Source organism: Herbiconiux sp. VKM Ac-1786 (assembly GCF_015350805.1).
Classification (GTDB): Bacteria; Actinomycetota; Actinomycetes; order Actinomycetales; family Microbacteriaceae; genus Herbiconiux.
Map to the genome: position 1 here is coordinate 2075694 of NZ_JADKSG010000001.1, position 23563 is coordinate 2099256.

At 71.5% G+C, this 23563-nt stretch carries 19 protein-coding genes; 13 read left to right on the forward strand and 6 right to left on the reverse strand.

Going from position 1 to position 23563, the window contains the following annotated elements; genetic code table 11:
- Positions 1 to 68 precede the first annotated feature (68 nt).
- The 9 genes from ITJ64_RS19345 (at position 69) to ITJ64_RS10150 (ending at position 13875) form a co-directional block, all read left to right on the forward strand.
- Entirely contained in the window at positions 69 to 3140 is a 3072-nt protein-coding gene (locus tag ITJ64_RS19345; RefSeq protein ID WP_194680846.1) for a DNA polymerase III subunit gamma and tau, read from the forward strand.
- Positions 3141 to 3314: 174 nt separating this feature from the next.
- Positions 3315 to 3914 carry a recombination mediator RecR gene (recR, locus tag ITJ64_RS10115; RefSeq protein WP_179546401.1) on the forward strand — a complete coding sequence of 200 codons (600 nt, stop codon included), beginning with the start codon at positions 3315 to 3317 and terminating at the stop codon, positions 3912 to 3914.
- A gap of 80 nt (positions 3915 to 3994) precedes the next feature.
- Positions 3995 to 5908 carry a bifunctional 3'-5' exonuclease/DNA polymerase gene (locus ITJ64_RS10120; protein WP_370545129.1) on the forward strand — a complete coding sequence of 638 codons (1914 nt, stop codon included), beginning with the start codon at positions 3995 to 3997 and terminating at the stop codon, positions 5906 to 5908.
- Positions 5909 to 6016: 108 nt separating this feature from the next.
- Positions 6017 to 7285, forward strand: coding sequence for an aspartate kinase (locus ITJ64_RS10125; RefSeq protein WP_194680486.1), 1269 nt, complete (start codon positions 6017 to 6019; stop codon positions 7283 to 7285).
- A gap of 49 nt (positions 7286 to 7334) precedes the next feature.
- The gene (locus ITJ64_RS10130) at positions 7335 to 8426 is read left to right on the forward strand and encodes an aspartate-semialdehyde dehydrogenase (RefSeq protein ID WP_194680487.1); all 1092 of its coding nucleotides are present in this window, start codon (positions 7335 to 7337) and stop codon (positions 8424 to 8426) included.
- A 99-nt stretch (positions 8427 to 8525) separates the two neighbouring features.
- On the forward strand, positions 8526 to 9281 hold the full coding sequence (locus tag ITJ64_RS10135; RefSeq protein WP_194680488.1) for an SGNH/GDSL hydrolase family protein: 756 nt from the start codon (positions 8526 to 8528) through the stop codon (positions 9279 to 9281).
- Positions 9282 to 9411: 130 nt separating this feature from the next.
- On the forward strand, positions 9412 to 11880 hold the full coding sequence (locus ITJ64_RS10140; RefSeq protein ID WP_194680489.1) for a bifunctional diguanylate cyclase/phosphodiesterase: 2469 nt from the start codon (positions 9412 to 9414) through the stop codon (positions 11878 to 11880).
- A 9-nt stretch (positions 11881 to 11889) separates the two neighbouring features.
- A complete protein-coding gene (locus ITJ64_RS10145; protein ID WP_194680490.1) occupies positions 11890 to 12897 on the forward strand; it encodes a glycoside hydrolase family 6 protein in 1008 nt (335 codons plus the stop codon).
- A gap of 54 nt (positions 12898 to 12951) precedes the next feature.
- Positions 12952 to 13875, forward strand: coding sequence for a response regulator transcription factor (locus ITJ64_RS10150; protein ID WP_194680491.1), 924 nt, complete (start codon positions 12952 to 12954; stop codon positions 13873 to 13875).
- A gap of 54 nt (positions 13876 to 13929) precedes the next feature.
- Here the strand turns inward: ITJ64_RS10150 and ITJ64_RS10155 are convergent, their stop codons facing one another.
- Both ITJ64_RS10155 and ITJ64_RS10160 read right to left on the reverse strand, forming a co-directional pair.
- Positions 13930 to 14331, reverse strand: coding sequence for a hypothetical protein (locus tag ITJ64_RS10155; protein WP_194680492.1), 402 nt, complete (start codon positions 14329 to 14331; stop codon positions 13930 to 13932).
- A complete protein-coding gene (locus ITJ64_RS10160; protein WP_194680493.1) occupies positions 14328 to 15776 on the reverse strand; it encodes a glycosyltransferase family 2 protein in 1449 nt (482 codons plus the stop codon). The genes ITJ64_RS10155 and ITJ64_RS10160 overlap by 4 nt, the downstream gene beginning before the upstream one ends.
- A 104-nt stretch (positions 15777 to 15880) precedes the next feature.
- Between ITJ64_RS10160 and ITJ64_RS10165 the strand changes: the two genes are divergently transcribed.
- Positions 15881 to 16531: a hypothetical protein gene (locus ITJ64_RS10165; protein ID WP_228507780.1), complete on the forward strand. Its 651-nt coding sequence runs from the start codon at positions 15881 to 15883 to the stop codon at positions 16529 to 16531.
- Positions 16532 to 16552: 21 nt separating this feature from the next.
- Here ITJ64_RS10165 and ITJ64_RS10170 read toward each other — a convergent pair whose 3' ends face one another.
- Positions 16553 to 17722 (reverse strand): GGDEF domain-containing protein, encoded by a 1170-nt coding sequence (locus ITJ64_RS10170; RefSeq protein ID WP_194680494.1) that lies wholly within the window; start codon positions 17720 to 17722, stop codon positions 16553 to 16555.
- Positions 17723 to 17792: 70 nt separating this feature from the next.
- Positions 17793 to 19427 (reverse strand): cell wall metabolism sensor histidine kinase WalK, encoded by a 1635-nt coding sequence (locus ITJ64_RS10175; protein WP_194680495.1) that lies wholly within the window; start codon positions 19425 to 19427, stop codon positions 17793 to 17795.
- A gap of 92 nt (positions 19428 to 19519) precedes the next feature.
- Between ITJ64_RS10175 and ITJ64_RS10180 the strand changes: the two genes are divergently transcribed.
- Genes ITJ64_RS10180 through ITJ64_RS10190 form a run of 3 tightly spaced genes read left to right on the forward strand, consistent with a single transcriptional unit; the run spans position 19520 to position 22561 of the window.
- Positions 19520 to 20167, forward strand: a complete 648-nt coding sequence (locus tag ITJ64_RS10180; RefSeq protein ID WP_194680496.1) for a response regulator transcription factor — start codon at positions 19520 to 19522, stop codon at positions 20165 to 20167.
- A 7-nt stretch (positions 20168 to 20174) separates the two neighbouring features.
- Positions 20175 to 21383: a sensor histidine kinase gene (locus ITJ64_RS10185; protein ID WP_194680497.1), complete on the forward strand. Its 1209-nt coding sequence runs from the start codon at positions 20175 to 20177 to the stop codon at positions 21381 to 21383.
- Positions 21380 to 22561 (forward strand): hypothetical protein, encoded by a 1182-nt coding sequence (locus ITJ64_RS10190; RefSeq protein ID WP_194680498.1) that lies wholly within the window; start codon positions 21380 to 21382, stop codon positions 22559 to 22561. Before ITJ64_RS10185 ends, ITJ64_RS10190 begins: the two co-directional genes overlap by 4 nt.
- On the opposite strand, the gene ITJ64_RS10195 is transcribed toward ITJ64_RS10190, so the two are convergent.
- Together ITJ64_RS10195 and ITJ64_RS10200 are read right to left on the reverse strand one after the other, a co-directional pair.
- Positions 22558 to 23022 (reverse strand): MarR family winged helix-turn-helix transcriptional regulator, encoded by a 465-nt coding sequence (locus tag ITJ64_RS10195; RefSeq protein ID WP_194680499.1) that lies wholly within the window; start codon positions 23020 to 23022, stop codon positions 22558 to 22560. The genes ITJ64_RS10190 and ITJ64_RS10195 overlap by 4 nt on opposite strands.
- Complete coding sequence (locus tag ITJ64_RS10200; RefSeq protein ID WP_194680500.1) at positions 23009 to 23536, reverse strand: MarR family winged helix-turn-helix transcriptional regulator; 528 nt, start codon at positions 23534 to 23536, stop codon at positions 23009 to 23011. The genes ITJ64_RS10195 and ITJ64_RS10200 overlap by 14 nt, the downstream gene beginning before the upstream one ends.
- Positions 23537 to 23563 lie beyond the last annotated feature (27 nt).

Below are 23563 nucleotides of genomic sequence, written 5' to 3' on the forward strand. Positions count from 1 at the left end.
GCCGCAGGTAGTCTTAGCGGGTGGTTACCGCCCTCTATCGCCGCTATCGGCCCGAGACCTTCGCCGAGATGATCGGGCAGTCGCAGGTGACCGATCCGCTCATGACGGCGCTGCGCACGAACCGGGTCAATCACGCCTACCTGTTCAGCGGCCCGCGCGGCTGCGGCAAGACGACGTCGGCGCGCATCCTGGCCCGCTGCCTGAACTGCGCGGAGGGCCCCACCGACACGCCCTGCGGCGTCTGCCCCTCGTGCGTCGAGCTCGGCCGTGACGGCCCCGGCTCGCTCGACGTGGTCGAGATCGACGCCGCCAGCCACAACGGCGTCGACGACGCCCGCGACCTGCGCGAGCGCGCCGTCTTCGCCCCCGCGCGCGACCGCTTCAAGATCTTCATCCTCGACGAGGCCCACATGGTCACGCCGCAGGGCTTCAACGCCCTGCTCAAGATCGTCGAGGAGCCGCCGGAGCACATCAAGTTCATCTTCGCGACGACCGAGCCCGACAAGGTCATCGGCACCATCCGCTCGCGCACCCACCACTACCCGTTCCGGCTCATCCCGCCGGCGCAGCTGCTCGAGTACGTGCAGTCGCTCTGCGAGTCCGAGGGCGTCGACGTCGCCCCCGGCGTGCTGCCGCTCGTCGTGCGCGCGGGCGGCGGCTCGGCCCGTGACACGCTGTCGCTGCTCGACCAGCTCATCGCCGGCTCCGAGAACAACCACGTCGACTACGAGCGCGCGGTCGCGCTGCTCGGCTACACCCACGGCGCCCTGCTCTCCGAGGCCGTCGACGCGCTCGGCACCCACGACGGCGCGGCGGTCTTCGACGCGGTCGACCGCGTGATTCAGACGGGTCAAGACCCGCGCCGCTTCGTCGAAGACCTGCTCGAGCGCCTGCGCGACGTCATCGTCGTCTCGGCCACCCGCGAGCAGGCCGCCTCGGTGCTCCGCGGCGTGCCCGCCGACGACCTCGAGGTCATGCGCCGCCAGGCCGCCCTCTTCGGCCACGCCGAGCTCTCGCGCGTCGCCGACATCGTGAACTCCTCCTTGAGCGAGATGACCGGGGCGACTTCGCCGCGGCTGCACCTCGAGCTGATGATGGCGCGGGCCCTCGTGCCGGCCGCCGACGACACGCAGCGCGGGGCGCTCGCGCGGGTCGAGCGGCTGGAGCGGAGGATCGGGGTGGATGCGGGGGATGCGGCGGGGGCTTCCGCTCCTGCGGCTTCTTCTTCTTCTTCTTCTTCTTCTTCTTCTTCTTCACCTGCTGCTTCTGTTGCTGCTCCACCTTCTGCTCCTAGCGCGTCGGCGTCGGCGCCGGCGCCCGCGCCCGCCGAGCCGCCGGTGAACACGGTTCCGGATGCGCAGACCGCCGCCGCGTCGTGGAACATCGCCGCCCCGGCCGCCGCCGCGCCCCCCGCCTCGACCCCTACCAATGCCGCGTCGTCTCGCGATGACGCCGACCCGACCCCCCGCTCCACGCCAGACGTGGTCGCGGTCCCCCCGGCGGCCACGCCGGTGCAGGCGATCGCCGCGGCGGCCGGCGAGGTCACGCTGCAGCAGCTGAAGGACGCCTGGCCCGAGATCCTCGAAGCCGTGCAGAAGGCGAAGATGACCGCCTGGCTGGTCGTCTTCACCGCGCAGGTGCGTGCGCTCGACGGAGACGTCCTCACGCTCGCCTTCCCCAGCGAGAACGACGTGGCGAGCTTCAAGGAGCGCTCGGCCCCCGGCCAGGGCGTCAGCGAGTACCTCCGCCAGGCGATCCTCGACGTCCTCGGCCTCCGCGTGAAGTACATCGCCCGCGTCGACACCACCCTCCGCCCCCACGACGCCCCCGCGCCCGCGTCCGCGAACGCCGCGCCCGCCCCGTCCCCTGCGGCCGCCGCGCCCGCGTCCGCGAACGCCTCTCCCGCTCCCGCGCCCGCCTCTCACACGTCCGCCGGGCCCGCCACACCCGCTCAGTCGGCGCCCGCCACTCCTGCGCAGTCCGCTTCCGCCGCGTCTCCCGCTTCTGCGCCTGCCGAACCTGCACCGACCGCGCCTGCCGCCCCGGCTCAAACCGGTCCGGCCACTCCGGAGCGCACCGCGCCGGCTGCTGCCGCGCCGGCTCCTCAGCAGACGCCGACCGCTGACGCCGCACGCACCTCCGACGCCACCTCGTCCGAGGGGGCGTCGGCACCCGCGTCCGGATCCACTCCGCCTGCAGCACCCGAGGGCAGCGGCGAGGACGACGACGACGACGAGTTCGACGAGGACGAGGAGCTCGAGGAGCTGCCGCCCGAGGAGGAGCTCGCTCCCGAGCCGAAGGCGATCGTCGACTCCTCCGGCTGGACGGTCCCCGGCCTGAACGAGAACACCGCCGCCGCCCCCGCCGAGCCCGGCCCGGAGAGCGACTCGGCCGAGGTCGCCCGCATGCGCGCGCAGCTCGCCGCCCTCAAGGGCTCCGCCTCCACGACCCCGCGCCCCCACACGGATGCACCCGGACGACCTCCCCAGCAGGCCCCGGCCGATCGTCCCCAGGGAGGTGCGCCGAACCAGCGTCCCCAAGCGGCACCTGCGCAGGCTCGGTCGAACGAGCGTCCGCAGAGCGCGCCGAGTGGCCGTCCGCAGGGAGGTGTGCCGGCCCAGCGTCCGCAGGGAGGTGCGCCGACGACGTCATGGGATGTCGTCGCCATTCCTACTTCCGGCGACGAGGAGCCGCCGCCGTTCGATGAGCCGATGGCGAGCGACGAGCCCGACCTGCCGCCGTCCCTGGCCGACATCCTTCCCGGCGGCACGGCCTCGGCCGGTGTACAGCGAACCCCCGCACCCAGCCAGCAGCCGACCGGGCCGCGCGCCGACGCACAAAGCGGCCAGTCTGGCGAGCAGCGGTCCGAGGCCCCCGGCGCGTCGGCCGGGGTGCGGGCGGGCGATCCTGCGGCACGGCCCGGGGCGCTGCGGTTCGAAGCGTCCGGGCCCGATGAGGGTGGGGCGGGAGCCGGCGCGCCGCAGCAGCCGACCGCTGCCGCACCGCAGCGACCCGCGAGCGCCGGCACGGGCACGGGCGCAACCGCCGGCGGGCGGGCTCGCTACGGCGAGGCCGTCGTGCGCGAGATCCTCGGCGCCAACTTCATCGAGGAGCAGCCGCTGCCCGGCCGCGAGGGCTAGCACCCCGGGGCCGCGCCGCGACGGAGCAGCCGCGCTGCGGCCACTCGACCAGAACCCGGCGGGCCACCGCCGCCCCGAGCATCCGCCCCGAGCAGTCACCGCGATGAGAACACCGCCGAGCACCGTCACATCGATCATCCGCAGAACTCAGAGAGAGACCCAGAGCCCACCCGCATGTACGAAGGCATCGTCCAGGAACTGATCGACGAGCTCGGCCGCCTGCCCGGCATCGGGCCGAAGTCGGCGCAGCGCATCGCGTTCCACATCGTGCAGACGGAGTCGTTCGACGTCAGCCGCCTCGCCGAGATCCTGACGGACGTGCGCGAGAAGGTGCACTTCTGCCAGATCTGCGGCAACGTCTCCGAGCAGGAGACGTGCGGCATCTGCCGCGACCCGCGCCGCGCCCAGAACCTGATCTGCGTGGTCGAAGAGGCGAAGGACGTCGTCGCCATCGAGCGCACCCGCGAGTTCCGCGGCCTCTACCACGTGCTCGGCGGCGCGATCAGCCCGATCGACGGCATCGGGCCCGACAACCTGCGCATCCGGGAGCTCATGCAGCGCCTCGCCGACGGCACGGTCACCGAGGTCATCATCGCCACCGACCCCAACCTCGAGGGCGAGGCGACGGCGACCTACCTCTCGCGCCTGCTCACGACGCTCGAGATCCGCGTCACCCGCCTGGCCTCGGGCCTGCCCGTCGGCGGCGACCTCGAGTACGCCGACGAGGTCACCCTCGGCCGCGCCTTCGAAGGGCGCCGCCTCGTCGAGAACTGACCAGCGGATGCCCACCGGCAGCCCATCGTGACCCCGCCCCCCTTGCCATCCGAGCAGCGGATGCTCGGCGGTGGCGCATCGTGACCACCGCCTACATCGTGGTCTCCGAGGCGGGGCCCGGCCGCGTGCTGCTCGAGCCGCTCGATCCCGACGGAGCCCCCGTCGGATCCGCGGCGGAACTCCCGCGCACCGCCCTCGCGGCAGCCGTGGCGGAACGAGAACGAGCCCGTCCCCGCTGGGTCTGGAACGACACCCAGCGCTGGTACCCCGCCCTCCTGGCCGAGAACGTCCGCATCGACCGCTGCATCGACCTCCGCCTCTGCCACACGATCCTCCGCGCCTCCACCCTCACGGCGAACTCGGCCCTGGCGACCGCACCCCCGAACGCCTGGGACACCCTCCGCCCCGCCGGCGCCCCCGCCGCCACCCCGAAGCCGGTGGAACCCTCCCTCTTCGACGACCTCGCCGAGATCGACCGGCCAGTCGAACCAGTCGATCCACGATCGACCCGCCACAAATCGCCCTCTGAAGGCGCTGAAAAGGCGATTATCGACGGCTCGACGGGAGACGAGCGGGCGACGGGAGACGAGCGGGCGACGGGAGGCGAGCGGGCGACGGGCGGCGAGCGGGAGGTGGGGGACGAGCGACGCGAGTTCGCGCTCCAGCGCGACGCGATCGCGACCGCGAGCGACCCGAGCCGCATCGCGCTGCTCGTGGCCGCCGAGTCCGTCGGCGCGCTGGCCGCCGCCGAGCTGCGTCACGCCGGCCTCCCGTGGAGCGCCGAACGCCACGACGCCCTCCTCACCCGCGTGCTCGGCCCCCGCCCGCGCGAGGGCGAGCGACCGGCCGAGCTCGAGCGGCTGCTGCAGCGCATCCGGAACCTGCTCGGCGACCCCACGGTCAACCCCGACTCCCCGGTCGAGCTGCTGAAGGCCCTGCGCCGCGCCGGCATCACGGTCGACAGCACCCGCGAGTGGGAGCTCAAGAACCTGAAGCACCCCGCCATCGAGCCCCTGCTCGACTACAAGAAGCGCTCCCGCCTGCTCACCGCGAACGGCTGGAACTGGCTCGACACCTGGGTCGTCGACGGCCGCTTCCACGCGAACTACCTGCCCGGCGGCGTCGTCACGGGCCGGTGGGCGGCCGAGGGCGGCGGCGCGCTGCAGCTGCCGAAGCAGGTGCGCGGGGCCGTCGTCGCCGACGAGGGGCGGATGCTCGTGGTCGCCGACGCCGCCCAGCTCGAGCCGCGCATCCTGGCCGCCCTCGCCGGCGACCGCGCCATGGCCGCCGCGGGCCGCGGGCGCGACCTCTACGACGGCATCGTCGCCTCGGGCGCGGTCGACACGCGAGCGCATGCCAAAGTCGGCATGCTCGGCGCGATGTACGGCGGCACGGCCGGCGAGAGCGGCCGGATGCTCCCGCGGCTCGCCCGCGCCTTCCCGGCGGCGGTCGCCTACGTCGAGGCGGCGGCCCGCACGGGCGAGACCGGAGGCGTGGTGAGCACGCGCCTCGGCCGCACGAGCCCGCGCCCGAGCGACGAGTGGCGCGACCTGCACGACCTGGCGGCCTCCGATGGGGCGACGGATGCTCTGCGAACCCGCGCCCGCACCGAAGCCCGCTCGTGGGGGCGCTTCACCCGCAACTTCGTGGTGCAGGGAACGGCCGCGGAGTGGGCGCTGTGCTGGATCGGCTCCATCCGCCGCCGCCTGCACGCCCTGGCCGCGGCCGACGCCGCCGCGAACCCGCGCACCGCGCCAGACGCGGCCGCCGCCGACGACCCGACGACCGCCGCCGACACCCTCACGACCGGCCCCCACCTCTCCTTCTTCCTCCACGACGAGGTCATGGTGCACACCCCCGCGCACCTCGCCGACGCCGTCGCCCACGAGCTCCGCGAGGCCGCTGCCGAGGCCGGCCGCCTCATCTTCGGCGACGCCCCGGTCGAGTTCCCCGTCACGGTCGCGATCGTCGACAGCTACGACAAGGCCAAGTAACGACACAGCGAGAAGGCGCACCAGCGCGCCCGACGCCCGCCGTAACGTCCCATCCCCCCGCGATATAGTCGAGAGGTCGTCCCGCCCCCGCCCCCCAGGAGTCCCACCGTGAGCTTGATCGTGCAGAAGTTCGGCGGCTCGTCGGTCGCCGACGCCGAGAGCATCAAGCGGGTCGCGAAGCGCATCGTCGAGACCCGTAAGGCCGGCAACGAGGTCGTCGTCGCGGTCAGCGCCATGGGCGACACCACCGACGAGCTGCTCGACCTGGCCCACGAGGTCGCCCCCATCCCCGCCCCGCGCGAGATGGACATGCTGCTCTCCGCCGGCGAGCGCATCTCCATGGCGCTGCTCGCGATGGCCATCGAGAGCCTCGGCCACACGGCCCGCTCCTTCACGGGCAGCCAGGCCGGCATGATCACGGATGCCCGGCACGGCGCCGCCCGCATCGTCGACGTCACCCCCGTGCGCCTGCGCGAGGCGCTCGACGACGGCGCGATCGTGATCGTCGCCGGGTTCCAGGGCTTCAATCGCGACACGAAGGACATCACGACCCTCGGTCGCGGCGGCTCCGACACGACGGCCGTGGCCCTGGCGGCCGCCCTGAACGCCGACGTCTGCGAGATCTACACCGACGTCGACGGCATCTTCTCGGCCGACCCCCGCCTCGTGCCCAAGGCGCACAAGATCGACCGCATCACGAGCGAGGAGATGCTCGAGCTCGCGGCGAACGGCGCGAAGGTGCTCTACATCCGCGCCGTGGAGTACGCGCGGAGGCACGGGGTCACGCTGCACGTGCGCTCGAGCTTCAACAACAACGAGGGCACCATCGTCTACAACCCCACCGAAAGCGAGACCGCCGTGGAAGAGCCCCTGATCGCCGGAGTCGCCACCGACCTGAGCGAAGCGAAGATCACCGTGGTCGGCGTGCCCGACATCCCGGGCAAGGCGGCGCAGATCTTCACGCTGGTGGCCAAGACCGGCGCGAACATCGACATGATCGTGCAGAACGTGTCCGCGGCCAGCACCGGCCTCACCGACATCTCGTTCACGCTGCCCAAGAGCGACGGCCAGCAGGTGCTCACCGCGCTCCGCGCCGAGCAGTCCGAGACGGGCTTCCTCGGGCTGCAGTACGACGACCAGATCGGCAAGCTCGCGCTCGTCGGAGCCGGCATGCGCACCAACGCGGGCGTCTCGGCGAAGCTGTTCACGGCGCTCTACGAGGCGGGCATCAACATCGAGATGATCTCGACGTCGGAGATCCGCATCTCGGTCGTCACCCGCGCCGACACCATCAACGACGCCCTGCGCGTCGTGCACACGGCCTTCGGCCTCGACGCCTCCGAAGAGGCCGTCGTGCACGCCGGCACCGGCCGCTGACGCAGACCAGCACCACCTCCCACACTCGGGAGAAGAAAAGAGAGACAGTATGAGCAAGGCACTGAACGTCGGCGTCGTCGGCGCCACCGGCCAGGTCGGCAAGGTCATGCGCCGCCTCCTCGAGGAGCGCGACTTCCCGATCGAGAAGATCCGCTTCTTCGCCACCGCCCGCAGCGCCGGCACCGTGCTGCCGTTCCGCGGCCAGGACGTCGTGGTCGAGGACGTCGAGACCGCCGACCCCACGGGCCTCGACATCGCGCTCTTCTCGGCCGGGGCCACCGGCTCGCGCGCCCAGGCCCCCCGCTTCGCGGCGGCCGGTGTCACGGTCATCGACAACTCCAGCGCCTGGCGCATGGACCCCGACGTTCCCCTCGTCGTCTCCGAGGTGAACCCGCACGCGATCGCCCAGGCGACCAAGGGCATCATCGCGAACCCGAACTGCACCACCATGGCGGCCATGCCCGTGCTGAAGGTGCTGCACGAGGAGGCCGGCCTCGAGCGCCTCATCGTCTCGACCTACCAGGCGGTCTCGGGCTCCGGCCTCGCCGGCGCCGAGGAGCTCGCCGAGCAGGCCCGCGCCGCGGTCGCCGACGAGCACCTGCTCGACCTCGTGCACGACGGCTCGGCCGTGACCATGCCCGAGCCGGTGAAGTACGTGCGCCCGATCGCGTTCGACGTCATCCCGCTGGCCGGCTCCATCGTCGAGGACGGCGACGAGGAGACCGACGAGGAGAAGAAGCTCCGCAACGAGAGCCGCAAGATCCTCGAGCTGCCCGAGTTGCTCGTCTCGGGCACCTGCGTGCGCGTGCCGGTGTTCACCGGTCACTCCCTGTCGATCAACGCCGAGTTCGCGAACGACCTCACGCCCGACCGCGCCCGCGAACTGCTCGCCGCGGCCCCCGGCGTCGAGCTGTCCGACGTGCCGACCCCGCTGCAGGCGGCGGGCAGCGACCCGAGCTTCGTGGGGCGCATCCGTCAGGACCAGTCGGCCCCCGGCAAGCGCGGCCTCGCCCTGTTCATCTCGAACGACAACCTCCGCAAGGGCGCCGCGCTGAACGCGGTGCAGATCGCCGAGGTCATCGCGGCGACCGCCGGTGCCGCCGCCGACAGCGCCGCGGCGACCGCGACCGCCACCGCCTGACCCGAGCCGCCCGACCCGAGCGACCCGACCCGAGCCGCCCGACCCGACCCGAGGACCTCCCGCACCAATCGCCGCGACGCGCTGCACCGAATACTCCTCATGGAGCCTCGTGCAGCGCGTCTCGTCGTCATCGCCGTGGCCGCGGTCGTCGCGGTCTGCGCCGTGCTCGTCACGGTCTCGGTCGTGACGGGCAGCAGCCGGGCCGACCAGCCGGGAACCACCTCCGGCACCGGCCAAACCACCGGAGAAGGCCAGACCACCGGCGGCAGCACCGACCCGAACGCCCCCGTCGTCGCCTTCTACGGCGACTCCTACACGCTCGGCACCGGCGCCTCCGACCCCGCGAAGCGCTGGTCGAGCGTCATCGCCGCCGACCGCGGCTGGAACGAGTTCAACTACTCCGTCAACGGTCTCGGCTTCGTCAACCACCGCCAGAGCACTCCGCCCGACTACGGCCCCGAGGACGGCGTCTCGCGCTCCATCGCCGCCGACCCCGACATCCTCTTCATCACCATGGGCCTCAACGACAACTTCTCGATGCCCGACCGCGCCGACGACATCCGCAGCGCCATCGCGACCGACTTCCAGACCCTGCGCACCGCTCTCCCCGACGCGCGCATCGTCGTGGTCGAGCCCTTCTGGTACACGGATGACCGTCCCGACTCCCTCGCCCAGATCATCGACTGGGTGCAGAGCGAGGCCACCGTGATCGGCGCCGACTTCATCCCGGGCGCCTCGCACTGGATCGAGGGGCACCCCGAGTGGATGGCCTCCGACGGCCTGCACCCGAACGACGACGGCTACGCCGAGATGGCCGTGCGCATGGACGAGTCCCTCCGCGCCATCGGCCTCTGACCAGCGGATGCGCGGTCGCGCCGGCCCGCAGCACCCCGCACCCGGCGCCGAACGAACCCTCACCGGGCACCGAACGAACCCGCACCCGGCCCGGTGCGCCCACCCGCCGCCGTCCGGATAAACTCGCGGCATGACGGTGCGCAGCACGATTCGGACGGGGTCGTTCCTCGGCTCGGCGGCGCTCGCCGCCGTGACCTTGGCGACCGCCGTGGCGGGCATCGTGTCCGGCCTGTCCGACCCGCCCGAGAGCGTCGTCGCGTGCCTCGTCTTCCTGATCGCCGTGGGGGTCACCGCGGTCTACCAGCAGCCCATCGGGCGTGTGCCCGGCCTCCCGCCGTTCGGGGTCGCCGGAGCCCTGCTCGTCATCGCCCTGCCGGCCGAGAACCCGGTGCTCGAGGTGGGCCTGTGGGTGATGGCCTACTTCGTCTCGAAGACCGTCAGCTCCCGATCGCCCTGGATGGCCGCGCAGTGGACCGGCGTCGCCGCCCTCGGCGCCATCGCCTTCGTGAGCCTCGGCCGGCTGCTGATCGCCGCCGGCCTGCCCGCGGTCGTCGCCATCGTGCTCGGCACCGCCGCCCACGTGGTCGTGGTGCTTGGCGTCTACTTCCTCTGGCAGCAGGGCCGCTGGAACTCCGACGGCGGCCGCGGCCTCTCGGGCATCAGCGTGCCCCGCGTGCTCGTCGTCTACGTGCTGTCCACCGTGGTCGGGATCGCCGTGCACGTCGCGAGCGTCGGCACGCTCGGTCTCCTCGGCCAGGGTGAGAACGTCGAACTGGCGCGGATGACCGTTCCGCTGCTGGTCGTCGCGCTGCTGTTCTACGGGCTGGCCAAGCGCTCCCAGACGCGCAGCGGCGAGCGTCGGCTGAGCGGCGTCGTCGATGCGGCGCGCGCCCTGCCCTGGGACGTGACGGCCGACCCCAAGGAGACGATGGTCGAGTTCGCCCGCCGGGCGATCGACGCCACCGAGTTCGAGGTGCGCCGCACCCCGCCCGGGCGCAACGAGATCGGCGCCCGCTTCTCGGCGCTCGACACCACCGACCCGCAGCTGAACCCCGAGTCGATCGCCCCGGCCGACGACGACGTGGCCAACGAGCACCGCGAGGACGCCGTCGAGCCGCAGGAGTTCCTGGTGGCCGGCCGCAAGACCGGGGGAGTGCCGTTCACCCCCGACGACGAGCTCGCCCTCGACGCGATCGGGCACATCGCCAGCGAGACCGCGCGGGTGCGCGGCGCCTACGACACCCTGCTCGACCGGGTCGACCGCGACTCGCTCACCGGCCTGCCGAACTACAACGCCTTCCAGCGCTCCCTCGCCCGCCTGAACGAGGACCGCACCTACGCGTCGGGCATCGCGGTGCTGTTCATCGACCTCGACCAGTTCAAGCGACTGAACGACACCGAGGGCCACCACATCGGCGACGAGATGCTCTCGGTCGTGGCCACGCGTCTGCGCGCCAGCGTGCGGCCGCACGACTTCGTGGCCCGCGTCGGGGGCGACGAGTTCGTCGTCGTGCTCACGAAGCTGCAGTCCCTCGCCGAGGCGAAGGGCGTCACCGACCGCATCGTGGCCAACATCGGGGCGCCCGCGAACCTCGGCGGCCGCGAGTTCCGGCCGCTCGTGAGCGTGGGCCTCGCCTACTCGGGCCACCAGGAGACCGACCCGCAGTCGATCGTGGTCGACGCCGACCACTCGATGCTCGCGATCAAGAAGTCGCGCCGGCAGGGCGGCCCGTCGTCGGAGTCGAGCGTCGGCATCTCGCCGCACCGCTCCAGCCGCATCAACGAGATCGTCGCCCGGGCGATCGACGACGGGTCGCTGAACGTCGTCTACCAGCCGATCGTCAACACCCTCGAGGACAAGATCTGGGCCTTCGAGTCGCTGGTGCGCTACACGCACCCCGAGCTCGGCCGCATCTCGACGGCCTCGCTGATCGAGAAGGCGAAGGGCCTCGGCCGGATGGACGAGCTGACCCGGCAGGTCATCGCGACCTCGCTGCAGTCGGCCCGGGAGTTCCGCAAGCTGGTGCCCGGCATCACGGTGATGACGATCAACCTCGAGGTGGGCCAGATCCGCGACGAGCACGTCGGGGCGTTCCTGAAGGACATCGTGCCGCGCTACCCCGACGTCACCCTGTGCCTCGAGCTGAACGAGCGCTCCACGAAGGACATCGACGACGACCTGCGCGCCCAGGCCGAGCACTTCCGCGAGCTCGGCATGCTGATCGCGCTCGACGACTACGGGTCGGAGGCCTCCTCCGTGGGAGCCCTCGTCCGCATCCCGATGGACATCCTGAAGATCGACCGCTCGCTGGTCGACAACCTCGACGACACCCGACAGCGCGAGGTCGTGCGCGCGCTGCAGGGCTTCGGCGACGCCTTCGACTACTCCACGATCGTCGAGGGCATCGAGACGCAGGATGCGGTGGACGTGCTGGTCGGCATCGGCGTGCGGCACGCGCAGGGCTTCTTCTACGGCCGCCCCGCACCCTTCGCCCAGACGATGTCCCGTCTGAAGAGCTACGGCGCCGCCGGCACGGTGGGCCGCTCGGTGGCCCCGGCCGCCCCGGCCGCTCCCGCCCCGGCCACCCGGGCGGGATAGAGTTGCGCTGTGTCGACTAGGGGAGTGGCGCGGCCGGTGCTGCCGCGCATCGGGCTGATCGTGGCGGTCGTCGCCATCCTGGTGGTGCTGATCGGCATGGTCGCCGGTGTGGGCGCCATCCTCTCGCAGGGCGGGGTCGCGGCGGGCAACCCCTTCGCCGGCACCTCCCTCTACGCCGACCCCGCGTCGAAGGCGGCCACCGCGGCCGACGAGGCCACGGAGTCCGGCGACACCGACGACGCCGCCGTGTTCACGAGCATCGCCGAGGTGCCGACGGCCATCTGGCTGACGCCCGAGAAGCACCCGATCCGCGAGATCGGCGGCTACGTCTCCGACCTCGTCACCGCGGCGGCGAAGCTCGGCCAGGTGCCGCTGTTCACCGTCTACGGCATCCCGAACCGCGACTGCGGCAACTTCTCCAGCGGCGGGCTCACGGTCGAGCAGTACCCGGTCTGGGTCGACGAGATCGCCGGCGCGCTCACCGACAGCGGCGCCGTCGTCATCCTGGAGCCCGACGCGCTGGCCCTCGCCGACGAGTGCGACAACGTCGAGGAGCGGCTCGGCGAGGTCGGCGCCTCGGTCGACGCCCTCGCGGCGGCCGGTCTCACCGTCTACATCGACGCCGGGCACTCCAACTGGGGCCCGCCCGCCGAGATGGCCGATCTGCTGAACCGTGCGGGCATCGAGCGGGCCCGCGGCTTCGCCACGAACGTCTCGAACTACAACAACACCGACCGCGAGCAGTACTACGCGAACACCATCTCGAGCCTCACCAACGGCGCGCACTACGTGATCGACACCGGGCGCAACGGCAACGGGTCGACCGGCGAGTGGTGCAACCCGGCGGGCCGTGCGCTCGGCGCCACCCCGGCGGCCAGCCCCTCGGGCTCGGCGCAGGACGCGAACCTCTGGATCAAGCCGCCGGGGGAGAGCGACGGCGAGTGCAACGGCGGCCCGGCGGCCGGCGAGTGGTGGAACGAGAACGCGCTGGAGCTCGCGGCCGACGCCGCCCGGTGACCGCTGTCGAAGATTGCCCCTCACGGGGCCCGAACCGTTGGTAGCATCGGGGCAATGGACACACATGGGGAACGTCGCGTCGCCGTCATCATCGAGGACGACGCCGACATCAGGCATCTGCTCGAGACGGTGCTGACGCAGGCCGGGTTCGAGGTCATCGCGACCGGGAACGGCCTCGACGGGGTGCAAGCCGTGCGCGCCTACGACCCCATGGTCACCACCCTCGACGTCAGCATGCCCGGCATCGACGGCTTCGAGGCGGCGAAGCGCATCCGTGCCTTCAGCAACACCTACCTCGTCATGCTCACCGCCCGCGACGAGGAGATCGACACGCTGCAGGGCCTCGAGGCCGGCGCCGACGACTACCTCACCAAGCCCTTCCGCCCCCGCGAGCTGCGTGCCCGCGTCGAGGCGATGATGCGCCGTCCGCGCCAGGTGCTGGCCGTCGACGGCTCCGGCCCGGTCGCGCCCGTGGCGGCACCCGCTCCGGCGCCGGTGCAGGCCCCCGTCGCGGCCGCTCCGGCCGCCACGATCGCCGAGCCGCAGTACACCCCGGCCCCCACCGCGCAGGCCGTGGCCGTGCAGGCCGAGCCCGCCGAGGCGGCGGCGGCCCCCGCCACTACGAAGAGCTACGAGCGGGAGGACGGCTGGCTCGACCACAACGGCCTCTACGTCAACTCCGAGATGCGGCTGGCCGAGAAGGACGGCAGGTCGATCGACCTGACCCGCAGCGAGTTCGACCTGCTGAACGCCCTGATGGAGAGCCAGCGCCGTGTGCGCAGCAAGGCCGACCTGGCGCTGCTCCTGCGCGGCGAGAGCTACGTCACCGCGCACTTCGTGAGCGAGGCCGACAAGCGGGCCATCGAGGTGCACATGGCGAACCTGCGCCGCAAGCTGGCCGACAGCATCACCACCCCGCGCTGGATCGAGACGGTGCGCGGCGTCGGCTACCGCCTGGCGGCCTCAGACAACGACTGACGCTCAGGCCCGACTGCAGTTCAGGCCCGACCGCAGCTCAGGCCCGACCGCAGCTCAGGCCGACTTCGCCGACCGCGCCCCGCCGGCCGGGGCATCCGGTCGCCGCATCGCCTCGAGCACCCCGAGCAGCTCCCGGCAGGTGGCCTCGCCCACGGCCTGCAGCCGCGGCAGGTGACGCAGGCTGCCCTGCAGGTCGAAGCCCTTCACGGCCGAGTGCACCATGCCGGCGATCGCCTCGAGCGACCAGGCGCCGAGCATCGTGCTCGACGAGCGGATGCTCAGCAGCACCACGTCGGCATCGTCGAAGTCGCGGTTCCCGAGGGCTTTCATCAGCCTCTGGGACCGGGTCTCCCAGAGGCTGATGAAGTCGTGCACGAACCGACCGCGCCGGTCGTCGTCCCCCACGGAGTTCAGGAGCGAGACCAGCGTGTCGTGTTCGACGTAGTTCGAGGTCAAACCTTGTACCCGCGGTAACGGCGGAGCACCTTGCCGAACATCTCGAGGGTCTGGACGATGGTGATGACACCGAGGATGGGCCAGCCGATCCAGAGGATGGTCGACTGCATGAAGGCGTCGAGCTGGAACCAGCCGAGCACGAGCACCGCGATGGTGAGGAAGATCACGACGAAGGGGATGAGGTAGCTGTTGCCTCGGCCCTTCTCGGCCTTGGCCTGTGCCGCCCAGTTGTCGGTCTGCTTGCGCGAGAGGAACTTGGTCCAGGCGCGGATGAAGTGCCCGAGCCTGATCCACATGTAGACCTCGGCGGGGAACAGGGCCACGGCGAAGAAGATGTCGCGGGCGCTGCGGTCGTGCATCGACAGCGCGGTGCGCAGGTTCAGCAGGATGGCCACGATCGGCGGCACGAGCCAGATCGGCGAGAACACGAAGGCGCTGATCGAGAGCGACGCGAGCAGCAGCAGCACGAACAGCACGCGGGTGACCAGGTTGATCAGCATCGAGAAGTTCTCGAGCCAGCGCAGGCGCAGGTTGGGGTGGAAGGGCTGGCCCTTGGTGTCGCCGCGCTGACCGGGCCACATGAGCTCGATGGCGCCGAAGTTCCACTTGACCTGCTGGCCGTCGAGACCGCGGATGGTGGTCATGCCGCCGACGTCGGCGCGGGCCTGCGCGGAGATCTTGGTGAGGTAGCCGGCGCTCTTGATCTGCAGCGACAGCAGGGAGTCCTCCACCTCGCTGTCCTTCACCCAGGGCGTGTTCTGGTGGTTCTCGACCATGATCTGGCGCAGCGCCTTGGTGGAGAAGATCGAGAACTGGCCGCCGAGCACCGCCATGTTGCGGCCCTTCAGCATGTTCTGCATGTTGAAGGCGGCGAACTGGAAGCGCTGGCCGGTGACGAGGAACTTGGCGACGAAGCCCTTGATGGGTTCCTCGTCGATCGAGAAGATGGCCGAGATGCCGCCGATGCGGGAGTCGGAGGTGATCTCCTCGGCGAGGCGCTCCACCGCGTCCGGGGCCGCCGTGGTGTCGCCGTCGACACCGAGCAGGAAGTCGCAGCCCTCGACCAGCTGGTAGCCGTAGTTGAGCGCGCCCACCTTCTTGTCCTTGTTCTTGCCGATGTCGTGCACGTACACCTCGGTGAACTGCTCGATGCCGTCGACCTCCTTGAGGTGCGGCCCGGCGTACTGCGCGGCGATCTTCACGGTGTCGTCGGTGGTGTTGTTCACGACGACGTGGATGACGTCGGGGAGACGAGTCTGGCCCAGGAGCGACTCGAGAACGTCGGCGATGGACTCGGCCTCGTTGTAGGCCGGCACGATGCAGCCGATCGTGGGACGGTAGCTCGGGAGGGACTCGACCGATTCGATGAAGTCGTTCTCGAACTCGTCGCCGTGGTCACCGAGCTCAGTGCGATCGGTGACGTAGGGGTTCAGGTTCTCTGCCATGTCCACAGTCTGGCGCAGGGCCCCCAGCGTTGTCGCGTGAATGGGCTAGGGTCGCGTCAAGATCGGCTTAAGATTGCCTCAGGCGATCGGGGAGGGTGTTCCACATGGCACGCATGCGCACGACGAGGGCCCTGTCCAGGGCCCGCACGACCGGTCTCGCGGCCCTCGCCCTGACCGGCGTCGTGGCCCTCAGCGGCTGCGGCACGGCGCCCTGGGACCAGTCGCGCTTCAGCACGACCACGCCCACCTCCTCGCCGACGAAGACGCCGACGGCGGCGCCCACGATCACCCCGGTCGTCAACGAGCTGGCCACGGGCTCGGCGCAGCACCAGCTGCAGGCCGGTGACATCACGCTCACCATCGACTACTACTCCACGCTGAGCATGGACGAGTGGACGGCCGAGGCGAACAAGCCCATCACCTTCTCGCTCTCGGGCAAGCTCGGCACCGACGACGGCCAGAGCTTCTACCTCTCGCGCGTCTCGGTGACGCCGGCGGTCAACGGCCCGGCGGGCAGCCTGCCCGCGCCGGCCGCCATCACCGACCAGTCCTCGGTCACCCCCGGGTACTACATCAAGGGCCCGTACAGCTACAGCCAGACCTTCATACTGCCGGCCTTCGACCCGGCGGCGACCTCGGTGACGCTCTCGTTCACCTACGAGATCCTGTTGCAGACCGCTCCCGCGTCGGGCGACTACGCCAAGCAGACGGCGAGCGACCAGATCACGGTCGCGATCGCCCAGCCCGCCGAGTAGGCGCGCGCCAGGGCCTCCGCCTCAGGCGACCGGGCTGCGGCGCCCCACGACGATGCGGTTGCCGCCCTCGTCGCGCGCCTCCGACGCGGCCGCGTCGAGCGCCGAGCGCAGCACGGGCAGCCCGTAGCCGAAGGTCTCGGTGTCGACGACCCCGAAGCTCGCGGTGGCCCGCAGCGACTGCTCGGTGTCGATCGGCTCGTCGACGAGCGCTGTCTGCAGCTTGATGGCCAGCTGCTCGGCGTCGTTCGCCGTGGCCACCACGGCCACGATCACGAACCGGCCGGCGCCGGTGTGGCCGAGCAGCGAGCAGGTCGGCGCGTGGTGGCGGATGATCTGGGCCACCGAGCGGATGGCGCGGTCGCCGAAGTCGCGGCCGAAGGCCATGTTCATCTGCGGCAGGTTGTCGACGTCCATCGCCACCATCGCGAGGCGCTCGCCGTGGAAGGAGCTGCGCTCGATCCAGTCGGCCCACTGCTGCATGAACGACGCGGCCGAGAGCACCCCGACCACCGAGTGCACGCCCACGGTGACGTCGCCGAGGGCGCGGGCGCCCGAGCGCTCGGCCTGCAGGATCGACAGCGAGATGGTGCTGAGCAGCACCAGGAGGATCGTGATGATCGTGGTCGTCTGCGTGCCGAAGTAGCTCTGGAAGACCTCGCTCTCCGGGCCGAGCGTGACGAAGATCGAGGTGCGCAGCACGTAGTAGGCGCAGACGATCCAGAGGCAGAAGCTCAGGATGCGCGCGTTGAGGTTCCTCCGCATGCGCGAGCGCATCGTCTCGGCGCCGCCGAGCCCCGCGAAGACCGCGATGCCCGCGAACAGCCCGGAGGAGCCCGTCCACGCGCCGCCGGCCGAGCCCTCGACGGCGGTCAGCAGCGCGACCACGCCGCCGCCCGCCAGCGCCAGCCAGACGAGGCTGCTGCGGCCGTTGAACATGCGCGCACCCGCCCAGAGCGCCCCGATGGAGACGACGTAGGAGCAGTTGCCGATGGCGAGCACCCACCAGAGCTCGGGGGCGACGTTCCAGGCCGAGTACGACAGCGCGGTGAGCATGCCGCCGAGGAACGACAGGCTCCAGAGGCGGCCGGACGCGTCGTTCCGCCGCATGGCGGTGTTGACGATGAACGACACCCCGCAGAGCAGGATCACGAAGGTCGCGGTGAGCAGGAGGGTGCTGCCGTCGAGCTGCATGCCGCCCCTCCCGTCGAGCAAGTCGTGCCGAAGTCCGTGCCGAAGTCCGTGCCGAAGTCCGAGCCGAAGTCTAACGCGCGCGCGGGATCGTAGCGGTGAAAGTCGTGCCGACTCCGCTGGTCGAGGTCACCGAGAGCTCCCCGCCGTGCCGCCGCACGATGTCGCGGCTGATGGTGAGGCCGAGCCCCGAGCCGTGGATGGTCGACTGCCGCACGCCCTCCGCCCGGAAGTATCGGTCGAACAGCTTCTGCTGCTCGAGCTCGCTCAGGCCGATCCCGGTGTCGCTGACCGCGAGGTCGACGGTGCTCTCGCCGGACGCGACCGACACGGTGACCCGCCCGTCCTCGACGTTGTACTTGATGGCGTTCGTCAGCAGGTTGTCGACCACCTGGCGCAGGCGGAAGCCGTCGGCCTCGAGCAGCACCGGCCCCTCGACGGCGTTCCGGATCACGATGCCGCGCTCGGCCGCGGTGAGCACGTGCGCGTCGATGGCCTGCGCCACGATCTCGGAGAGGTCGCACTGGCTGAACGACATGACGATCTGCTGCTCCTTCTCGCTGGCCGCGGTGAGCAGGTCGGCGACCAGGGCGAGCAGCCGGTCGGAGTTCGCCGAGGCGACCTCGAGCATCGACCGCGTGCTGGGGTCGAGCGTCTCGTCGTCGAGCGCGAGCTCCAGGTAGCCGAGGATCGAGGTCAGCGGCGTGCGCAGCTCGTGCGACACCGACGCCACCAGGTCGTCGCGCGCCTGGATGGCGTTGATCTCGCTGGTCACGTCGCGGGAGACCATGACGCCGCCGTCCAGCCGCCCGTCGGGCGAGGTGAGGGGGCGGGAACTGATCGACAGCGCCACGCGGTGCTCCCCGGGTTCGCCGAGCCAGACCACGAGGTCGTCGTAGCGCTCACCGGCGGTCGCCCGCCGGAACGGCTTCTCCTCGTCGGCGTAGGGGGTGACCCGGTCGGGCTGGTAGAGCACCGGATGCTCGACCGTCGTCTCGGGCAGCCCGAACTCCGTCTGCACCGAGCGGTGGGCGCGGTTCAGCAGGGTCTCCCGCCCCGCCCGGTCGAACGCGATCACGCCGAACGTCACCGCGTTCAGCACCTCGTCGAGCGTCTGCTGCTGACGGCGGGCCCGGCCGAGCGCCACCTCGAGCAGCCCCGCCTGCTGGCGCAGCAGCCCCCGCTGCGCCGCCGTGCGCGCCGAGGTGGCGAGGGTGGTCGTCGCGATGAACACGAGCGTGGTGGGCAGGAGCAGCACGGTGGGGATCGAGGCGACGCCGAGCGCCTCCCCGCGGAGCGCCGCCGAGGTCCAGAGCAGCGCGGTCGAGAGCCCCACGCTCACCACCGCTCCTGCGAAGCCGAAGTGGCTGGCCAGCCAGATGACGGGGAAGACGAGCAGCAGCCCCGCCCCGAGCATCGTGTTGCCCTCGCGCACGGCGATGATCGCCACGATGTCGACGAGCGGCAACAGTGCCGCCCAGTTGCGGTGGATGCGCGACCAGGGGATGAGCGCCGCCGCCCCCGTCAGCACGAACACGACCGAGACGCCGCCGAAGAAGCGGATGTCGAGCACGGAGCTCGGCTGGAACGCGTAGCTCGCGCAGACGAGCAGCAGCAGGGCGGCCGACAGCAGCAGCTGCGACTGGAAGACGCCGCGGTCCAGCCGCGAGCGCCGCTCCGCCTCGGTGCTCTCCGCTGCCCTGGCCATGAGTTGAGGGTACAGGCAAGCCCCGCACCGGATTGGACTGCCCGAACGTGTGCCGGGTACCATTCGAGAAGGGGTCAGGGGTGGATGGCGGCATGAACGACAGGGTGCACACGGTCGGCATCGTCGACGACCACGAGCTGATCCTCGACAGCCTGACGGGCTGGCTCGGTGCGAATGCGCCCGAGCTCGACGTCGTGGCCCACACCACCTCCTGGGTCGACATGGCCCGGCACCCCGCCTTCCCGCCCGACATCGTGCTGATGGATCTGCAGCTGAAGGAGCCCGTCTCGGTCGAGGCGCGCATCCGGATCTGCCGCTCGGTGGGGGCGACGGTCGTGGTGCTGAGCGCGCTCGACAACCCCGAGAACGTGCGCCGGGTGCTGGCCGCCGGGGCTGCGGCCTTCGTCTCCAAGTCGCAGTCGGCCGACGAGCTGCTCGCCGCGGTGCGCCGCGTGCTCGGCGTGCGGCCCGAACCGGGCGCGGTGGCCTGGGACGAGGCCGCCCGGCCGTCGCGGAACGCCGTCTCGGGCATCCGCTTCAGTGAGCACGAGGAGGAGACGCTGCGACTGTACGCCTCGGGCCACAGCCCGGTGGAGGTCGCGATGATCCTCGGCACGAACATCCAGATCGTCAAGAACGCGCTGGAGCGGGTGCGCGAGCAGTACGCCTCGGAGGGGCGTCAGGCCGAACGCAAGCAGGATCTGATGCTGCGCGCGGCCGAAGACGGCTACCTCGCATGAGCGCCCGATGACGCTGCAGATCGCGGCCGACGTCGACGGGCGGAGCACGAGCCGCGCACTCGCCACCGCGGGCACCTGGCTGGCCGGGGTGTTCCTCGCAGCCACCGCCCTGATCGCGATGACGTTCATCCCCGTCACGGGGCGCGGCGACATCGTGCTCGGCATCGCGGGTCTCGCCGTGACGGGGGTCGCCGTCGTGGCCGCGCTCCGCACCGCCTCGCACCTGCGCGCGGTGCTGTACACGATCGCGGCCGGCCTCACCCTCGGGCTCTACGCCTTCGTGGTGACGGGCGTGAGCGTGGCGGCAGCATCCCCCGGCGCCGCCCCGGCCAGCGACTACGTGCTGCTGTCGATGCCCGAGTTCGCCATCCTCGTGGTCGGCATCGCGGCGCGGTCGCTCGGCCGCTCGCTGGTGCTCGGCACCCTAGCCCTCGTGGTCGGCCCGGGGCTCGTGCAGCTCGCGGCCTGGCAGCAGGGCATGCGGCTCGCCCTCGACGTTCCGGTGGTCGCCTCGTGGATCGCGCTGTCGCTGTTCGTCGTCTCCCTCTGGGTCGGCCGGCGCGAGGCGGCGCGCGGCACCGCGCAGATGCTCGACTCGGCGCTCGCCGAGGAGCGCGACCTCGCGAACGCGCGGTTCTCGGCCCGGGCCGCCGACTGGGTCGCCGACACCGTGCTGGCCGACCTGCGTGCGCTGGCCGCCGCGGCGCCCGGCCCGCTCGAGGACCGCACGCTGCAGTCGCTCGACCGCGACCTGGCGAACCTCGCCGACACGAGTCTCGTGCTCTCCGGCCCCGAGATCGGGGCGTCGGCCTCGCGGTCGCTCGCCTCGGTGCCGCTGCTGGTGTCGGTGGTGCGGGCGGCCGAGCAGCAGGGGCTGCGCATCCGTGTGACCGGCGACACCGAGGTGATCAACGGTGTGCGGCCCTCCGACGCCCGCAACCTCGAGCGCGCCATCGCGGAGTGCCTCGACAACGTGCGCCGGCACTCCGGCCAGGACGAGGCCGAGATCGCCGTCTACTTCAGCCCGCCCGAGGTGAGCGTGATGGTGTCGGATGCGGGGGTCGGCTTCGACGTCGACGCCGCGGGCGACGAGACGGTCGGCCTCCGCGTCGGCGTGATCGACAGCATCGTCGAGGCCGGCGGCTCGGTGCAGATCTGGTCGCGGCCCGGAACGGGCACCGCCGTGTTCATGACGGTTCCGGGAGCCCCCGCGTGAGCGGGCCCGCGGCCGGCCGCGCACCGAGCCGCTCGGTGCCGCTCGGCTCGGTGCGCGCCCCCCGCGGATCCACGGCCCTCGACTTCGACCCGCTGGCCGCCATCAGCGCGCGCGGCTTCCTGATCGTGGTGGCCGCGGTGTGCCTCTCGGCCGCCGTGGCGCTGACGGTCACGACCGCCTCGCAGGTCTCGTCGTGGCCGCTCGCGATCGGTGCGCTGGTGGCGCTCGCGGCGGGCTTCGGCTGGTTCATCCGCTCGGCCTTCGACTTCACGGTGGGCGTCACCAACGACCGCTACGCCACGGCCTTCGCCCTGCTCGCGGTCGCCACGGTGCTGAACTCGCTCGGCTCGCTCGGCAGCAACGTGCTGGTGCGTGACGACTGGGGCCTGCTGACGCTGGCGTTCGCGCTGATGGCGGCCGCGCCGTTCCGCACCGCGGCCGAGCTCGGCCTGTACACCGGTGTCTCGACCGCGCTCGTGACCGTGCTGTCGCTGCTGCACGTGTTCTTCAGCCCGCTCACGGCGGTGCCGATCCCGGTGATCGTGCTGGTCGCCTGCGCGCCGGTGCTCGCGCTCGGACTCGGGGCGATGGGCTACGCCCGCGTGCTGCTGACCGGTATCTACGCCGAGCGGCTCGCCCAGGCCGAGGCCCGCGACCGGCAGTTCGACGCGCTCCGGCAGCGGTTCATCGACGAGGACGGGGTCGGCGCGATCGGCCCCCTCCGCGACGAGGTGGTGCCCTTCCTCGCGCGGCTGCGGGTGGCCGGCGAGCTGACGGCGGACGACCGGGTGCGCGCCGCCGAGCTGACCGCCCTGCTGCAGGCGGCCGTCGACGGCTCGCGCCCGATCGACTCGCTCGGCGACCAGGTCGACGTCTTCATCGACGAGGCGGGGCTGTCGCTGCGCATGCACGAGGACGACCGGGCGACCATCCGCGCGGTGCTGCGGGAGCTCAACCAGTCACCGCGCCGCACGCCCGGCTCGCTCGTGCTCGAGCTGCTCGAGGGCGAGGAGGACCGCTTCGGCATCATCCGCTGCTCGAGCACCGACGTGCGGAGCCTCCGCGCGGAGGTGCTGCCGTTCATCCGGATGATGCGGCTGATGATGAGCACCGCCTCCGGCGAGGTGGCGGGCGACGAGCTGCTGCTGCACTTCGACCTGCAGCGGCTCGCGAGCTAGGACGCGTCGTCGAGCGCGTCGCTCATGCTGTGCAGGAAGCGGTGCAGCACCTGGGCCTGCGTGTCGTCGAGCCGGCGGGCCACCGTCATCATGCGCGTGTGCATGGCGCCGAGGGTCTCCCGCACCTCGTCGTCGGACCCCGGGGTCGCGACGACGGCGAGGCTCCGACGGTCGTTCGGGTGCGGCATGCGGGTGAGGTGGCCCGACTTGGTGAGACGGTCGAGCATGACCGTCACCGAGGCCGACTTCATGCCGAGGTGCTCGGCCAGCATGCCCGGGGTGACCAGCTGCCCGTCGCCCTGGGCCTTCAGCAGGAAGCGCAGGGCGGCCAGGTCGTTCTCGCCCATGTTCATCGACTCGCGTGTGCGGCGCCGCATCGCCTCCTCGGCGAGACGGTAGGCCCGCAGCTCGGCGAGCACCTCGTAGTTCTTCGGCGCCGTGGCGGCGTCAGCTGCGGTCATCGCGATCGGGCTGGTGGTTGTCGACCTGGTCGACGGCTTCGCGCATCTCGGTGAGGAAGTCGACGATGATGCGCACCTCGTCGGCGCTCAGGCGCTCGACCACGTCGATCAGCTCGGGACGCACGTCTCCGAGGGTGGCCGCTTCGATGGCGTCTTTGGGGATGGTCGGCACGATGATGAGGGCACGACGGTCGAACGGGCTCGGCTCGCGGTGGATGTGGCCGTTCTTCTCGAGCCGGTCGAGCAGCACGGTGATGGAGGCGCTGGTGATGCCGAGGTACTGCGCGAGCTCCTTCGGACCGACGGTCTTGCCCTGCTCGGTCGCCCTCAGCAGGTAGCGCATGGCGATCAGGTCGTTCTCGCCCATGTTCATGGACTCCTGCGACCGACGGCGCATGGCGGACTCGGCGGAGCGGAAGGTGCGCATCGCCTCGAGTACGGCGATGCTCCTGTCGCGTTCGGCGTCGTCTCCGTACCAGTAGTGTGGCGCCGAATCGGGTCGATTCGTGGTCATCCTTCAAACATAGACCATCTCTTTACT

Coding starts and splice junctions, on each gene's coding strand:
- ITJ64_RS10170 (WP_194680494.1), bottom strand. CDS start 17,722: ATGCAGCTCGACGGCAGCACCCTCCTGCTCACCGCGACCTTCGTGATC.
- ITJ64_RS10135 (WP_194680488.1), top strand. CDS start 8,526: ATGGAGCCTCGTGCAGCGCGTCTCGTCGTCATCGCCGTGGCCGCGGTC.
- ITJ64_RS10200 (WP_194680500.1), bottom strand. CDS start 23,536: ATGACCACGAATCGACCCGATTCGGCGCCACACTACTGGTACGGAGAC.
- ITJ64_RS10160 (WP_194680493.1), bottom strand. CDS start 15,776: ATGGCAGAGAACCTGAACCCCTACGTCACCGATCGCACTGAGCTCGGT.
- ITJ64_RS10140 (WP_194680489.1), top strand. CDS start 9,412: ATGACGGTGCGCAGCACGATTCGGACGGGGTCGTTCCTCGGCTCGGCG.
- ITJ64_RS19345 (WP_194680846.1), top strand. CDS start 69: ATGATCGGGCAGTCGCAGGTGACCGATCCGCTCATGACGGCGCTGCGC.
- ITJ64_RS10185 (WP_194680497.1), top strand. CDS start 20,175: ATGACGCTGCAGATCGCGGCCGACGTCGACGGGCGGAGCACGAGCCGC.
- ITJ64_RS10180 (WP_194680496.1), top strand. CDS start 19,520: ATGAACGACAGGGTGCACACGGTCGGCATCGTCGACGACCACGAGCTG.
- ITJ64_RS10195 (WP_194680499.1), bottom strand. CDS start 23,022: ATGACCGCAGCTGACGCCGCCACGGCGCCGAAGAACTACGAGGTGCTC.
- recR (WP_179546401.1), top strand. CDS start 3,315: ATGTACGAAGGCATCGTCCAGGAACTGATCGACGAGCTCGGCCGCCTG.
- ITJ64_RS10150 (WP_194680491.1), top strand. CDS start 12,952: ATGGACACACATGGGGAACGTCGCGTCGCCGTCATCATCGAGGACGAC.
- ITJ64_RS10165 (WP_228507780.1), top strand. CDS start 15,881: ATGGCACGCATGCGCACGACGAGGGCCCTGTCCAGGGCCCGCACGACC.
- ITJ64_RS10130 (WP_194680487.1), top strand. CDS start 7,335: ATGAGCAAGGCACTGAACGTCGGCGTCGTCGGCGCCACCGGCCAGGTC.
- ITJ64_RS10175 (WP_194680495.1), bottom strand. CDS start 19,427: ATGGCCAGGGCAGCGGAGAGCACCGAGGCGGAGCGGCGCTCGCGGCTG.